The organism is Pseudomonas asiatica, from assembly GCF_040214835.1.
Classification (GTDB): Bacteria; Pseudomonadota; Gammaproteobacteria; order Pseudomonadales; family Pseudomonadaceae; genus Aquipseudomonas; species Aquipseudomonas putida_Z.
The window spans coordinates 485,498-497,500 of record NZ_CP157874.1 but is presented as its reverse complement, the minus strand read 5'-3'; the positions used below and the strand labels follow the sequence as shown (position 1 = coordinate 497,500).

At 63.9% G+C, this 12,003-nt stretch carries 14 protein-coding genes (1 of these 14 running past the window's edge); 9 read left to right on the top strand and 5 right to left on the bottom strand.

Annotated elements, in window-relative coordinates; all coding sequences use genetic code 11:
- On the bottom strand, window positions 1–856 hold the 5' portion of the coding sequence (gene tyrS / locus ABNP31_RS02180; protein ID WP_025337483.1) for a tyrosine--tRNA ligase. It extends 344 nt beyond the left edge of the window; only the first 856 of its 1,200 coding nucleotides appear in the window; its start codon is at window positions 854–856; its stop codon lies off the left edge, out of view.
- A 213-nt stretch (window positions 857–1,069) separates the two neighbouring features.
- Between tyrS and ABNP31_RS02175 the strand changes: the two genes are divergently transcribed.
- On the top strand, window positions 1,070–2,491 hold the full coding sequence (locus tag ABNP31_RS02175; protein WP_085664067.1) for a peptidoglycan DD-metalloendopeptidase family protein: 1,422 nt from the start codon (window positions 1,070–1,072) through the stop codon (window positions 2,489–2,491).
- A 4-nt stretch (window positions 2,492–2,495) separates the two neighbouring features.
- Complete coding sequence (locus ABNP31_RS02170; RefSeq protein WP_085618976.1) at window positions 2,496–3,587, top strand: anhydro-N-acetylmuramic acid kinase; 1,092 nt, start codon at window positions 2,496–2,498, stop codon at window positions 3,585–3,587.
- A gap of 59 nt (window positions 3,588–3,646) precedes the next feature.
- On the opposite strand, the gene erpA is transcribed toward ABNP31_RS02170, so the two are convergent.
- A complete protein-coding gene (gene erpA, locus ABNP31_RS02165) occupies window positions 3,647–3,997 on the bottom strand; it encodes an iron-sulfur cluster insertion protein ErpA (RefSeq protein WP_015268740.1) in 351 nt (116 codons plus the stop codon).
- 146 nt (window positions 3,998–4,143) lie between these two features.
- Complete coding sequence (argC, locus tag ABNP31_RS02160; protein WP_013970618.1) at window positions 4,144–5,178, bottom strand: N-acetyl-gamma-glutamyl-phosphate reductase; 1,035 nt, start codon at window positions 5,176–5,178, stop codon at window positions 4,144–4,146.
- A 141-nt stretch (window positions 5,179–5,319) separates the two neighbouring features.
- On the opposite strand from argC, the gene hemJ reads away from it, so the two are divergent.
- The 6 genes from hemJ to ABNP31_RS02130 all read left to right on the top strand — a co-directional run bounded on the left by hemJ (window position 5,320) and on the right by ABNP31_RS02130 (window position 9,746).
- Window positions 5,320–5,745: a protoporphyrinogen oxidase HemJ gene (gene hemJ / locus ABNP31_RS02155; protein WP_003258833.1), complete on the top strand. Its 426-nt coding sequence runs from the start codon at window positions 5,320–5,322 to the stop codon at window positions 5,743–5,745.
- A 28-nt stretch (window positions 5,746–5,773) separates the two neighbouring features.
- Window positions 5,774–6,730: an NAD(P)H-dependent flavin oxidoreductase gene (locus ABNP31_RS02150; RefSeq protein ID WP_085664068.1), complete on the top strand. Its 957-nt coding sequence runs from the start codon at window positions 5,774–5,776 to the stop codon at window positions 6,728–6,730.
- A gap of 67 nt (window positions 6,731–6,797) precedes the next feature.
- A complete protein-coding gene (locus ABNP31_RS02145) occupies window positions 6,798–7,580 on the top strand; it encodes an SDR family NAD(P)-dependent oxidoreductase (protein ID WP_085618970.1) in 783 nt (260 codons plus the stop codon).
- Window positions 7,581–7,643: 63 nt separating this feature from the next.
- Window positions 7,644–7,982 (top strand): histidine triad nucleotide-binding protein, encoded by a 339-nt coding sequence (locus ABNP31_RS02140; protein WP_013970615.1) that lies wholly within the window; start codon window positions 7,644–7,646, stop codon window positions 7,980–7,982.
- A 65-nt stretch (window positions 7,983–8,047) separates the two neighbouring features.
- Window positions 8,048–8,695: a 2-polyprenyl-3-methyl-6-methoxy-1,4-benzoquinone monooxygenase gene (coq7, locus tag ABNP31_RS02135; protein ID WP_350012948.1), complete on the top strand. Its 648-nt coding sequence runs from the start codon at window positions 8,048–8,050 to the stop codon at window positions 8,693–8,695.
- Window positions 8,696–8,705: 10 nt separating this feature from the next.
- Complete coding sequence (locus ABNP31_RS02130) at window positions 8,706–9,746, top strand: DUF2157 domain-containing protein (protein WP_350012947.1); 1,041 nt, start codon at window positions 8,706–8,708, stop codon at window positions 9,744–9,746.
- A gap of 116 nt (window positions 9,747–9,862) precedes the next feature.
- On the opposite strand, the gene ABNP31_RS02125 is transcribed toward ABNP31_RS02130, so the two are convergent.
- A complete protein-coding gene (locus ABNP31_RS02125) occupies window positions 9,863–10,291 on the bottom strand; it encodes an OsmC family protein (RefSeq protein ID WP_350012946.1) in 429 nt (142 codons plus the stop codon).
- Between the two features lie 191 nt (window positions 10,292–10,482).
- On the opposite strand from ABNP31_RS02125, the gene crp reads away from it, so the two are divergent.
- Window positions 10,483–11,127, top strand: coding sequence for a cAMP-activated global transcriptional regulator CRP (crp, locus tag ABNP31_RS02120; protein ID WP_012270218.1), 645 nt, complete (start codon window positions 10,483–10,485; stop codon window positions 11,125–11,127).
- Here the strand turns inward: crp and ABNP31_RS02115 are convergent.
- Entirely contained in the window at window positions 11,124–11,828 is a 705-nt protein-coding gene (locus ABNP31_RS02115) for a lipoate--protein ligase family protein (RefSeq protein WP_085664070.1), read from the bottom strand. The two genes, crp and ABNP31_RS02115, sit on opposite strands and share 4 nt — an antisense overlap.
- Window positions 11,829–12,003: the final 175 nt, after the last annotated feature.

Sequence of the window (12,003 nt, the reverse complement as noted above, 5' to 3'; positions counted from 1 at the left end):
CGCGCGGGTTGGCACCATTGGCGACGTCGGCACGGAACTGCTCGATCTCTTCCATCGAACGGAAGCTCAGCAGTTCGAAGTAGCGCCACATCAGGGTATCCGGGATCGACACCAGCTTGCTGTACATCACCCCCGGCGCTTCCTGGATACCTACATAGTTACCCAGAGACTTGGACATCTTCTTCACGCCGTCGAGCCCTTCGAGCAGCGGCATAGTCACGATGTTCTGCGCTTCCTGGCCATAGGCGCGCTGCAGCTCACGCCCCATCAGCAGGTTGAACTTCTGGTCAGTACCACCCAGCTCGACATCCGCCTTCAGGGCCACCGAGTCATAACCCTGCACCAGCGGGTACAGGAACTCGTGGATGGCAATAGGCTGGTTGGTGGTGTAGCGCTTGTCGAAGTCATCGCGCTCGAGCATGCGCGCCACGGTGTACTGCGACGCCAGGCGAATGAAGTCGGCCGGGGTCAGCTTGTCCATCCAGGTGGAGTTGAACGCGACCTCGGTCTTGGCCGGATCGAGGATCTTGAACACCTGCTGCTTGTAGGTCTCGGCGTTTTCCAGCACCTGCTCGCGGGTCAGCGGCGGGCGCGTGGCGCTCTTGCCGCTCGGGTCACCGATCATGCCGGTGAAGTCACCGATCAGGAAGATGACCTGGTGCCCCAGGTCCTGGAACTGGCGCAGCTTGTTGATCAGCACCGTGTGCCCAAGGTGCAGGTCAGGCGCGGTCGGGTCGAAGCCGGCCTTGATGCGCAGAGGCTGGCCGCGCTTGAGCTTCTCCACCAGTTCCGACTCGACCAGTACTTCTTCCGCACCGCGCTTGATAAGCGCCAGCTGCTCTTCAACCGACTTCATAGACAAACCCGCAAGGCTCAGATTCAGGGGGAGCCAACCATACAAGATCGGCCGTCAATTACAAGTTTCGCAAAGGAATGTGACCCGAACACGGGCTTGCGGCGTCTACGCGCCCTTGCGTGAAAATGGATTTGGTTATATTTTATACAGTTATTTCATCTTCATCATGTCATTCATCTTTTCCATTTCACCTTTTTCAAAGTCACCTTGCCCATGACCAACGAACCGCCTAAAGCGCCCCCGCTTTATCCGAAAAGCCATCTGTTGGCCGCCAGCGGCATCGCCGCCCTGCTCAGCCTGGCCCTGCTGGTGTTCCCCTCCAGCGAAGTGGAAGCCAAGAAAACCACCCTCAACCTCGAGCTGGAGAGCCCTGCCGAGCAGTTGAAGGACGAATCCCGCGCTGCGCCCCTGGTGCAGGCAGAAGGTGAGCAAGGCTCGCCATTCGCCCAGATCGAAGAGGCCCCCCCCGAGACCCAGAAGGCCGAGCAGGAAGCCCCTGCCGCCGAACCGGTCGTCGAAGCCGCCAAGCAACCCAGCCACCGTGAAGTCACCGTGGCCCGGGGCGATACCCTGTCCACCCTGTTCGCCAAGGTCGGCTTGCCGACCAATGCGGTGCACGACCTGCTGGCCAGCAACAAGCAGGCCAAGCAGTTCAGCCAGCTCAAGCACGGCCAGGTGCTGCAGTTCGAGCTCGACAAGGACGGCCAGCTGGCCAGCCTGCACAGCAAGGTCAGCAACCTCGAAACCATTCGCCTGACCAAGACCGACAAGGGCTATACCTTCAACCGCGAAATCAGCAAGCCGGTAGTGCGTACCGCCTACGCCCACGGCGTGATCAAAAGCTCGCTGTCGGCCTCGGCCCAGCGCGCCGGCCTGTCCCACAGCATGACCATGGACATGGCCCGCGTGCTGGGTTACGACATCGATTTCGCCCAGGACATTCGCCCGGGCGATGAATTCGACGTGGTCTACGAGCAGAAGGTAATGGACGGCAAGGTCGTCGGCACCGGTAACATCCTGTCCGCGCGCTTCACCAACCGCGGCAAGACCTACACCGCCGTGCGCTATACCAACAAGCAGGGCAACACCAGCTACTACACCGCTGATGGCAACAGCCTGCGCAAGGCCTTCATCCGCACCCCGGTCGACTTCGCCCGCATCAGCTCGCGCTTCTCCGCCGGCCGCAAGCACCCGATCCTGAACAAGATCCGTGCCCACAAGGGCGTCGACTACGCCGCCCCGCGCGGCACTCCGATCAAGGCAGCCGGTGACGGCCGCATCGAGCTGGCCGGGCGCCGCGGTGGTTACGGCAACACCGTGATCATCCAGCACGGTAACCGCTACAAGACGCTGTACGGCCACATGCAGGGCTTTGCCAAGGGCATCAAGACCGGCGGCTCGGTCAAGCAGGGCCAGATCATCGGCTACATCGGCACCACCGGCCTGTCCACCGGTCCGCACCTGCACTACGAGTTTCAGGTCAACGGTGTGCACGTCGACCCGCTGAGCCAGAAAGTGCCGATGGCCGACCCGATCGCCAGGAACGAGCGCCAGCGTTTCCTGCAGCAAAGCCAACCCCTGATCGCCCGCATGGATCAGGAAAAGGCCACCCTGCTCGCAGCGAACAAGCGCTAAGCCCATGGCGCTCTACCTGGGGGTGATGTCCGGCACCAGCCTCGATGGCCTGGACATTGCCTTGATCGAACAAGGCGAACAGCTCGAACTGCTCGCCACCCACTACCTGCCCATGCCCGGCGACCTGCGCCAGGAACTGCTGGGCCTTTGCAGCAGCGGCCCTGACGAGATCGCCCGCGCTGCACTGGCGGAAAACCGCTGGGCCAGCCTGGCAGGCGAAGGCATCCGCCAACTGCTGGCCAGGCAAGGGCTGCAGGCCGGAGCCATCCGCGCCATCGGCAGCCACGGCCAGACCATCCGCCACGAACCTGCACGCGGCTTTACCGTGCAGATCGGCAACCCGGCGCTGCTGGCCGAGCTTACCGGTATCAGCGTGGTCGCCGACTTCCGCCGTCGCGATGTGGCCGCCGGCGGCCAAGGTGCGCCACTGGTGCCGGCCTTCCATGAAACCCTGTTCAGCCACCTGGGCCAGCGCCTGGCCATTCTCAACGTGGGCGGTTTCAGCAACCTCAGCCTGATCGAACACGACAAGCCAGTCCACGGCTTCGACTGCGGCCCGGGCAACGTGCTGCTGGATGCCTGGATCGAACGCAAGCGCGGCCAGGCCTACGATGCGGATGGGGCTTGGGCTGCCTCGGGCGTGGTGCAGGCCGACTTGCTCAGCGCACTGCTGGCCGACCCGTTCTTCGCCGGCAGCGGCCCGAAGAGCACCGGCCGCGAAGTATTCAACCTGCCCTGGCTGGATGGCCACCTGACCCGCCTGCCCGCTTACCGCGACGAGGACGTACAGGCAACATTGCTGGAACTGACCGCACGCAGCATCATCGACTCGTTGAGCAACGCCCAGCAAGGCACCGAAGCGCTGCTGGTCTGCGGTGGCGGTGCGCGCAACGGCGCCCTGATGGCACGCCTCGGCCAGTTGCTGCCCGACGCCCGTGTCGCCAGCACCGGCGCCCATGGCGTGGACCCGGACTGGGTCGAAGCCATGGCCTTCGCCTGGCTGGCCCACTGTTGCCTGGAAGGCATCGCTGCCAATCGCCCTAGCGTGACAGCGGCCAAGGGCCTGCGCGTACTCGGCGCAATCTACCCGGCCTGAACGTTACGCCAGAAAGCAAAACGCCGCGCAATTGCGCGGCGTTTTCGTATGGCCAGGCCTCAGATCGAGAACGAGGAGCCGCAGCCACAGGTGGTGGCAGCGTTCGGGTTCTTGATCACGAAGCGCGAGCCTTCCAGGCCTTCCTGGTAATCCACCTCGGCGCCGGCCAGGTACTGGAAGCTCATCGGGTCGACCACAAGGGAAACACCTTCGCGCTCGACGATGGTGTCGTCTTCGGCCACGTCTTCATCGAAGGTAAAGCCATACTGGAAGCCCGAGCAGCCGCCACCGGTGACGAACACGCGCAGCTTCAGACGATCGTTGCCTTCCTCGGAAACCAGGTTCTTCACCTTTTGCGCAGCGCCGTGGGTGAATTCCAAAGCGGTGGGGGTGAAGGTTTCGACGCTCATGTTGATTCTCCCGGCGTGGTAGCCGCCATAAAACTCGATGACGCGCATTATCCGCTTTCCCGAGAAAATCGGTCAAGAATTGTGCGGCTTTAGTCGCGACCTACAAAAAGGCCCGCACGACGCGGGCCTTTTCGAACGCTGGCGGCTTACGGCAGCAGGCCCGCGTGTGACAAGCCCATGCGCTCGTCCAGGCCGAACAGGATGTTGAGGTTCTGCACCGCCTGGCCGGACGCGCCCTTGACCAGGTTGTCGATCACCGACAGCACCACCACCAGGTCACCACCTTGCGGGCGATGAACGGCAATGCGGCAGACGTTGGCGCCGCGCACACTGCGGGTTTCCGGGTGGCTGCCAGCCGGCATCACATCGACGAACGGTTCATTGGCGTAACGCTTCTCGAACAGCGCCTGCAGGTCGACCGAGGTGTCGGCGACGGTAGCGTACAGGGTGGCGTGGATGCCACGAATCATTGGCGTCAGGTGCGGCACGAAAGTCAGGCCGATATCCTTGCCAGCGGCCAGGCGCAGGCCCTGGCTGATTTCCGGCAGGTGGCGATGGCCCTTCACTGCGTAGGCTTTCATGCTTTCGCCGGCCTCGCAGAACAGCGAGCCCACCGCCGCACCACGGCCAGCGCCGCTGACACCCGACTTGCAGTCGGCGATCAGGCGCGACGGGTCGGCCAGGCCAGCTTCCAGCAGCGGCAGGAAGCCCAGTTGGGTGGCGGTCGGGTAGCAACCCGGCACAGCGATCAGGCGTGCCTGGCGAATCTTCTCGCGGTTGACTTCAGGCAGGCCGTATACCGCGTCCTTGAGCAGCTCTGGCGCACCGTGCGGCTGGCCGTACCACTTGCCCCACTCGGCGGCGTCCTGCAGGCGGAAGTCGGCCGACAGGTCGATCACCTTGGTACCGGCCGCCAGCAGTTCGCCAGCCAGGGCGTGGGCAACACCGTGCGGGGTGGCGAAGAACACCACGTCGCAGGCGGCCAGGGTCTTGCTGTCCGGCACGCTGAACGCCAGCCCGTCATAGTGGCCGCGCAGGTTCGGGTACATGTCCGCCACTGCAACGCCCGCCTCGGAGCGCGAAGTGATGACCGCCACTTCGGCCTGTGGATGCTGTGCCAGCAGACGCAACAGTTCGACGCCGGTGTAACCCGTGCCGCCGACGATACCGACCTTGATCATAACGCTTGCCCCTTATCAACGAGCCGTCTGGAAAGCGCACGATAATAGGGGCGCAAGGCGCCTGTAACAACTCTTCGGGTGACCCTTCGGGCGCTTGACCACTACTATCTGACGACCGTGAATACCTGAAGGAACTCCCCCATGCTTTACCTATGGATCAAAGCGCTGCATATCGTCAGCGTGGTCTGCTGGTTCGCCGGCCTGTTCTACCTGCCGCGGCTGTTCGTCTACCACGCCCAAAGCCAGGACAGCATCAGCCAGGAACGTTTCGTGACCATGGAGCGCAAGCTGTTTCGCGGCATCATGAACCCGGCGATGATCGCCACCTACGTGTTCGGCGCGTGGATGCTCTACCTCACGCCCGGCTGGCTCAGCCAGGGCTGGCTGCATGCCAAGCTGACCCTGGTCATCCTGCTGACCGTCTACCATCACATGTGCGGCGCCCAGCGCAAGCGCTTCGCCAGCGGCAGCAACACCCGCAGCCACGTCTACTATCGCTGGTTCAACGAAGTGCCCGTGCTGTTCCTGCTGGGTATCGTAATTCTGGTGGTGGTCAAACCGTTCTGACATAGCCACCCGCTCAAGGAGCCTTGCCATGTCGTTACCTGCCTCCCTCGAACAACGCCTGCGTCTGCCCGTGGTTGCCGCACCGATGTTCCTGATCTCCAACCCCAGGCTGGTACTGGCCTGCTGCTCCAGCGGCGTGGTCGGCAGCTTCCCGGCCCTGAACCAGCGCGACAGCGCCGGCTTCAAGGCCTGGCTGGAGGAAATCGAGGCAGGCCTGGCACAGCTGCAGGCGCCAGCCCCCTATGCCGTCAACCTGATCGTCCACCCGACCAACCCGCGCCTGCAGGCCGACCTGGCGTTGTGCGTGGAACATCGTGTGCCGATCGTCATCACCAGCCTCGGCGCGGTGAAGGAAGTGGTCGATGCCGTGCATGGCTACGGCGGCCTGGTGTTCCACGATGTCACCACCCGCCGCCATGCCGAGAAAGCCGCCGAAGCCGGTGTCGATGGCCTGATCGCCGTTGCTGCAGGCGCAGGCGGCCATGCGGGCACCTGGAGCCCGTTCGCCCTGGCCGCGGAAATTCGCCAGTTCTTCGACAAGACCCTGCTGCTGGCCGGCTGCCTCAACCACGGCCATGAGATCCTCGCCGCGCAAATGCTGGGGGCGGACCTTGCATACATGGGCACCCGCTTCATCGCCACCGCAGAAAGCCAGGCCCCGGACGCCTACAAGCAGATGCTGCTCGATTCCCATGCCGCCGACATCGTCCACACCCCGGCGGTGTCCGGCGTCCCCGCCAGCTTCCTGCGCCCGAGCCTGGAACAGGCCGGCTATGACATCAACGCCATCAAGGGCGGCCATGAGCAAGGCAAGCTCAAGCCGATCGACGACGAAGCCAAGGCCTGGAAGACCGTGTGGTCGGCGGGCCAGGGGGTCGGCGGTATCGACGACCTGCCCAGCGCCAGCGCGCTGATCGGACGGCTGCATGACGAATACCGGGACGCCCTGGAACGCTGCCAGGCCCTGCGCGCCCGCACCCTGTAGCAAAAGGCAACACCTTGCCCGGCCAAGCTGTACACTAGGCGCCCTCTTCAGCCCCCAGGAGCCTTGCATGACCCGTTACGCCATGATCACTGGTGCTTCCAGCGGCCTGGGCCTGGCCCTGGCGGAAGCCCTGGCGCGGCGCGGGCGCAATCTGATCCTGGTGGCACGCCAGCGTGAAACGCTGGAACCGGTGGCCATCGAGCTGACCCAACGCTTCGGTGTCGAGGTGCTGTTCCGTGCCTGCGACCTCAGCCAGCCGTTGCGCCTGTCGGGCTTCGTGCTGGAACTGGAGGAAGGCGAGCGGCGCATCGACCTGCTGGTCAATTGTGCCGGCCTGCGCACCTACGGGCCATTCCTGGCCCATGAGTGGGCCGACGAACAGGACCTGCTGGAAGTCAACGTGCTGGCCCTGAGCCGCCTGTGCCACGCCATCGGTAACCTGATGGCCGTGCAGGGCGGCGGGCAGATCCTCAATGTCGCCGGCCTGGCCGGGGTGGCGCCTGGCCCGTGGATGGCCGCCTATGCCGCCAGCAAGGCCTATGTGCTGAGCTTCTCCCAGGCCTTGCGTGAAGAACTCAAGCGCACCGGCATCAAGGTTTCGGTACTGTGCCCCGGCCCGGTGCGCTCCTCGCGCCGGCGCATTCCGCGGCTGGATGGCAAGCCACGCTGCCTCAGCCCTGAGGAAGTGGCGCTGTACACCGTGCGCGCGCTGGACAAGAACCGTGCACTGATACTGCCCGGTCGTCGCAACCGCTGGCTGGCGTTCGCCCCGCGCCTGCTGCCACGGTGGCTGGTGCGCAAGCTGGCAGGGGCCATCCACCGCCGCTATTGCCCGGTAGGCATGGAATAGCCACTGGGCGAGCGGCGCCCGGCTGAGTACACTCGGCCCGACCCTCACCATGGAGCAAGTGCTGTGGACGATTTATTCATCAAGATCATCAACCGGGAGATCCCGGCGAAGATCATCTACGAGGACGACCAGGTTCTGGCGTTCCACGATATCGCCCCCCAGGCGCCCGTGCATTTTCTGGTCATCCCGAAAAAGCACATCCGCACCCTCAATGACTTGACCGAAGAAGACAAAGGCCTGGCTGGTCATATCTTGTTCACCGCCCAGCGTCTGGCCAAGGAACTTGGCTGCGAGGAAGGCTTCCGCGTAGTGATGAACTGCAACGAGCAAGGCGGCCAGACCGTCTACCACATCCACATGCACGTGCTTGGCCAGCGCCAGATGCACTGGCCACCGGGCTGATCCACGGCAAGCGACCCTGCCACTATTGCGGTAAACTGTCGGGCACATTCTTGCGGAGGTGCCCGATGGCTACCGAACGTCACTACTCGCCGCTCGACCGCTTGTTGCTGCAGGCCGATACCGCCATGCGCACCTTGCTGCCCTTCAGCGGCCAACCCGCCCGCCCATCGCCGGCCATCGTCCAGCCGGACGTCGACCTGGACGAACAGCAGGCTCGTCATGTTGCCGGGCTGATGCGTATCAACCACACCGGTGAAGTCTGCGCCCAGGCGCTGTACCAGGGCCAGGCCCTGACCGCCAAGCTGCCCGAAGTGCGCAAGGCCATGGAACACGCCGCCGAGGAAGAAGTGGACCACCTGGCCTGGTGCGAACAGCGCATTCGCCAGCTGAACAGCCACCCCAGCGTGCTCAACCCGTTGTTCTACGGCATGTCGTTCGGTATCGGCGCACTCGCCGGGCTGGTCAGCGACAAGATCAGCCTGGGCTTCGTCGCCGCCACCGAGCACCAGGTGTGCAAGCACCTCGACGAGCACCTGGAGCAGATCCCGCAGGAAGACGAAAAGTCCCGGGCCATCCTCGAGCAGATGCGCATCGATGAGGAACAGCACGCCGAGTCTGCACTGGAAGCCGGCGGTTATCGCTTCCCCGCCCCTGTTCGCTTTGGCATGAGCCTGTTGGCCAAGGTCATGACCAAGAGCACCTACCGTATCTGAAGGCATCACCATGACGGACCGTTTCGACGCCAAGGACCTGGCGCGCGCCGTGCAAGCCGGCATTCTCCAGCCGGGCCAGGACCAGGCCCTGCTGGCCTTCCTGCGCCAGCAGCCGGCACAGCGCGGCAGCTTCCAGCTGGCCCATGTCGCTTTCTACTTCGGCGCCATGCTGATCATGGCAGCCATGGGCTGGTTGCTCACCGAAGCCTGGATGCGCATCGGCGACTGGGCGCTGCTGGTCATCGCCAGCCTCTATATCCTGCTGCTCACGCTGTTCGCCGTTAACCTGCAACGGCGCGTACAGCCCGTCGCGGCCGGGGTGCTGGCAGCAGTCGCGGTCAGCATCGTGCCATTGGCGGTGTTCGCCATCGAACGGCTGGCTGGCTGGTGGCCAATGGATGATGCGCAGGCAAACTATCACCAGTACTACACCTACGTGCAGAGCGGCTGGCTGGCAATGGAATCAGCCACGGTGCTTGCCGGGCTGTTGATGCTGAGGCTGATCCCCTACCCGTTCATCGTCATGCCGATTGCCGTGGCCTTGTGGTTCATGTCTATGGACCTGAGCGAATGGTTCTTCGGCTCGCCATTCAGCTGGGAACAGCGCCGCGAGGTTTCGCTGTGGTTCGGGCTCGGGTTGCTGGTGGTGTTCGTCGGGGTGGACGGCCGCACCCGCGAAGACTACGCCCACTGGGGCTACCTGGCCGGGCTGGCGGCATTCTGGGGCGGGCTGACGCTGGTAGACAGTGGCAGCGAGCTGGGCAAGGCCTTGTACTGCCTGATCAATATTGCCCTGATGGGTATGGCGGTGCTGTTGCGTCGGCCGGTGTTCATGGTTTTCGGGGCGTTGGGCGTGGCGGCTTACCTGGGGTACCTGTCGTACGAGGTGTTTGCCGACTCGCTGCTGTTCCCGGTGGTGGTGACCTTGATCGGGCTGGGGGTTATCGGGCTGGGGCTGGTTTACCAGAAGCGGCGGGAGCGGTTGAGCCGGGTGATGCGCGATTGTTTGCCGGGGTGGGTGCGGGCTGCGCTGCCGGCGCTTCGCAGCTGAAATTGTCGGGGCCGCTCTGCGCCCCATCGCGACACAAGGCCGCTCCTGCAGGTGGTACGCGATCCCCTGTAGGAGCGGCCTTGTGTCGCGATGGGGCGCAAAGCGGCCCCAAAATGTCAGCCTTGACCCAGCTCTACAATCTCGTACCCGTGGGTAATATCAACCCCGGCACGCTCGAGCATGATCGAAGCCGAGCAATACTTCTCCGCCGACAGCTCTACCGCACGCTTGACCTGGGCCTCCTTCAGCCCACGCCCTTTCACCACGAAGTTCATGTGGATCTTGGTAAACACCTTCGGGTCTTCGCTGGCACGCTCGGCCTCCAGAAACGCCTCGCAGCTTTCCACCGCCTGGCGCGACTTCTTCAGAATGCTGACCACGTCAAAGCTGCTGCAGCCACCCAGGCCCAGCAACAGCATTTCCATCGGGCGCACGCCCAGGTTACGGCCGCCGGCCTCGGGCGGGCCGTCCATCACGACGACATGGCCGCTCCCCGATTCGCCGAGAAACATCGCCTCACCGGCCCACTGGATACGTGCCTTCATCTACCCGGACTCCTGATTTTCGGAAAAGGGTGTCAGCTTAGACCTTGTGCGGCCGTGGGAAAAGCACGAGTCGTGTCGGTTTAGTACCGAAACATCCTGTAGTGTCTGATAAGCTGGCGCCAAATGACTGGCGCGTTCCGCCAGCCGACCTTTATAAAAAGCCTATGCGTCATATCGAACAGGATTTCGTGATGGTTGCTTCCGCCCTACCCGCCAAGATCAAGAACATCGACAAGCTGCTGGTGCACTGCCAGCGCCGTCGCTATACCGCCAAAAGCAACATCATCTGCGCCGGCGACCGGGCCGAGACACTGTCGTTCATCATCAAGGGTTCGGTCACCATCCTCATCGAGGACGATGACGGCCATGAAATGATCATCGCCTACCTCAACAATGGCGACTTCTTCGGCGAGTTGGGCCTGTTCGAACCGGTCGAGGGTGAACAGCAGCGCAGTGCCTGGGTGCGCGCCAAGACCGAATGCGAAGTAGCCGAAATCAGTTATGAGAAGTTTCGCGAACTGGCGCGCCAGGACCCGGAAATCCTCTATGCCCTGGGCAGCCAGATGGCCCAGCGCCTGCGCAACACCACGCGCAAGGTCGGCGACTTGGCGTTCTTCGACGTTACCGGGCGTGTCGCCCGCTGCCTGCTGGAACTGTGCAAGCAACCCGACGCCATGACCCACCCCGATGGCATGCAGATCAAGATCACTCGTCAGGAAATCGGCCGCATCGTCGGTTGCTCGCGGGAAATGGTCGGCCGCGTCCTCAAGGACCTTGAAGAACGCAGCCTGGTGCAGGTCAAGGGCAAGACCATGGTGGTCTACGGTACCCGCTAGTCCTTGGGCAGGTCGGCCAGCACCTTGGCATAGGCCTGCGACAGCCGCTCGAACCATGGGGCCGCAGGCGCCACTTCGTGCAGGGCGATGTGCGCATCGGCGCGGCAGCGCTGTTCCAGCTCGCAGCACTCGTTGAAGCGGTTGACCGCCGCCACCATCGATTCACGCTCGTTGTCCAGCAGCAGCGCACCGTGCACCAGCACCACCGGGCGCTTGCCACCCAGCCCCTGGCGCCAGCGCTGGGCGGTGCCCACCAGTTTGCGGCCATTGAGGTTGACGTTGTAGCGGCCATCGCAGAAGGCGCCGTCGATTTCGCCCACCGACGCCACCCCGCCCCACTCGCGCAGCACGTCACACAGCGGCAGGCACAGGCGCTCGTAGGCGTTTTCGATACGGCCGTGGTCGCCTTCGCTGCGGGGGGCAACATAGACCAGAGCAACGTTCACCGTGGCGTGTGATTGCGGCACCGGCTCGCCGCCGGTCTCGCGCAGCAGCACCGGCCAGCCGGCAATCGCCAGCTCCGAGCAGGCGGCTTCGAAATTGTCCAGACGGCTCATGCGCCGGGGCATGACCAGGGCGTGGTCGGTCGGGCGCCAGAACAGCACGCCACTGTCGCGCTCGCCGCGGCAGACGGCGGCCAGCAATTCCTGTTCGGCGTGCAGGCCTTGTTCTACGGTCAGGGCCAGGGGTTGATCGGTCATTGATCCACCTTTGATGTTGTTATTCAGGGCCTCTTCGCGGGCACGCCCGCTCCCACAGGGATTACCACAGGCCCCGAGGGTGATGGAGAACCTGTGGGAGCGGGCGTGCCGAAGCGTCGGACCGCCGCGAAGGGGCCATTACAGGCATACAAAAAAGCCGGCAATAACGCCGGCT

What these genes read in the sequence shown, in the direction of transcription:
- ABNP31_RS02130 (WP_350012947.1), top strand. Translation starts at nt 8,706, where the DNA reads ATGACGGACCGTTTCGACGCCAAGGACCTGGCGCGCGCCGTGCAAGCC.
- argC (WP_013970618.1), bottom strand. Translation starts at nt 5,178, where the DNA reads ATGATCAAGGTCGGTATCGTCGGCGGCACGGGTTACACCGGCGTCGAA.
- ABNP31_RS02125 (WP_350012946.1), bottom strand. Translation starts at nt 10,291, where the DNA reads ATGAAGGCACGTATCCAGTGGGCCGGTGAGGCGATGTTTCTCGGCGAA.
- ABNP31_RS02145 (WP_085618970.1), top strand. Translation starts at nt 6,798, where the DNA reads ATGACCCGTTACGCCATGATCACTGGTGCTTCCAGCGGCCTGGGCCTG.
- hemJ (WP_003258833.1), top strand. Translation starts at nt 5,320, where the DNA reads ATGCTTTACCTATGGATCAAAGCGCTGCATATCGTCAGCGTGGTCTGC.
- coq7 (WP_350012948.1), top strand. Translation starts at nt 8,048, where the DNA reads ATGGCTACCGAACGTCACTACTCGCCGCTCGACCGCTTGTTGCTGCAG.
- ABNP31_RS02115 (WP_085664070.1), bottom strand. Translation starts at nt 11,828, where the DNA reads ATGACCGATCAACCCCTGGCCCTGACCGTAGAACAAGGCCTGCACGCC.
- crp (WP_012270218.1), top strand. Translation starts at nt 10,483, where the DNA reads ATGGTTGCTTCCGCCCTACCCGCCAAGATCAAGAACATCGACAAGCTG.
- ABNP31_RS02170 (WP_085618976.1), top strand. Translation starts at nt 2,496, where the DNA reads ATGGCGCTCTACCTGGGGGTGATGTCCGGCACCAGCCTCGATGGCCTG.
- erpA (WP_015268740.1), bottom strand. Translation starts at nt 3,997, where the DNA reads ATGAGCGTCGAAACCTTCACCCCCACCGCTTTGGAATTCACCCACGGC.
- ABNP31_RS02150 (WP_085664068.1), top strand. Translation starts at nt 5,774, where the DNA reads ATGTCGTTACCTGCCTCCCTCGAACAACGCCTGCGTCTGCCCGTGGTT.
- ABNP31_RS02175 (WP_085664067.1), top strand. Translation starts at nt 1,070, where the DNA reads ATGACCAACGAACCGCCTAAAGCGCCCCCGCTTTATCCGAAAAGCCAT.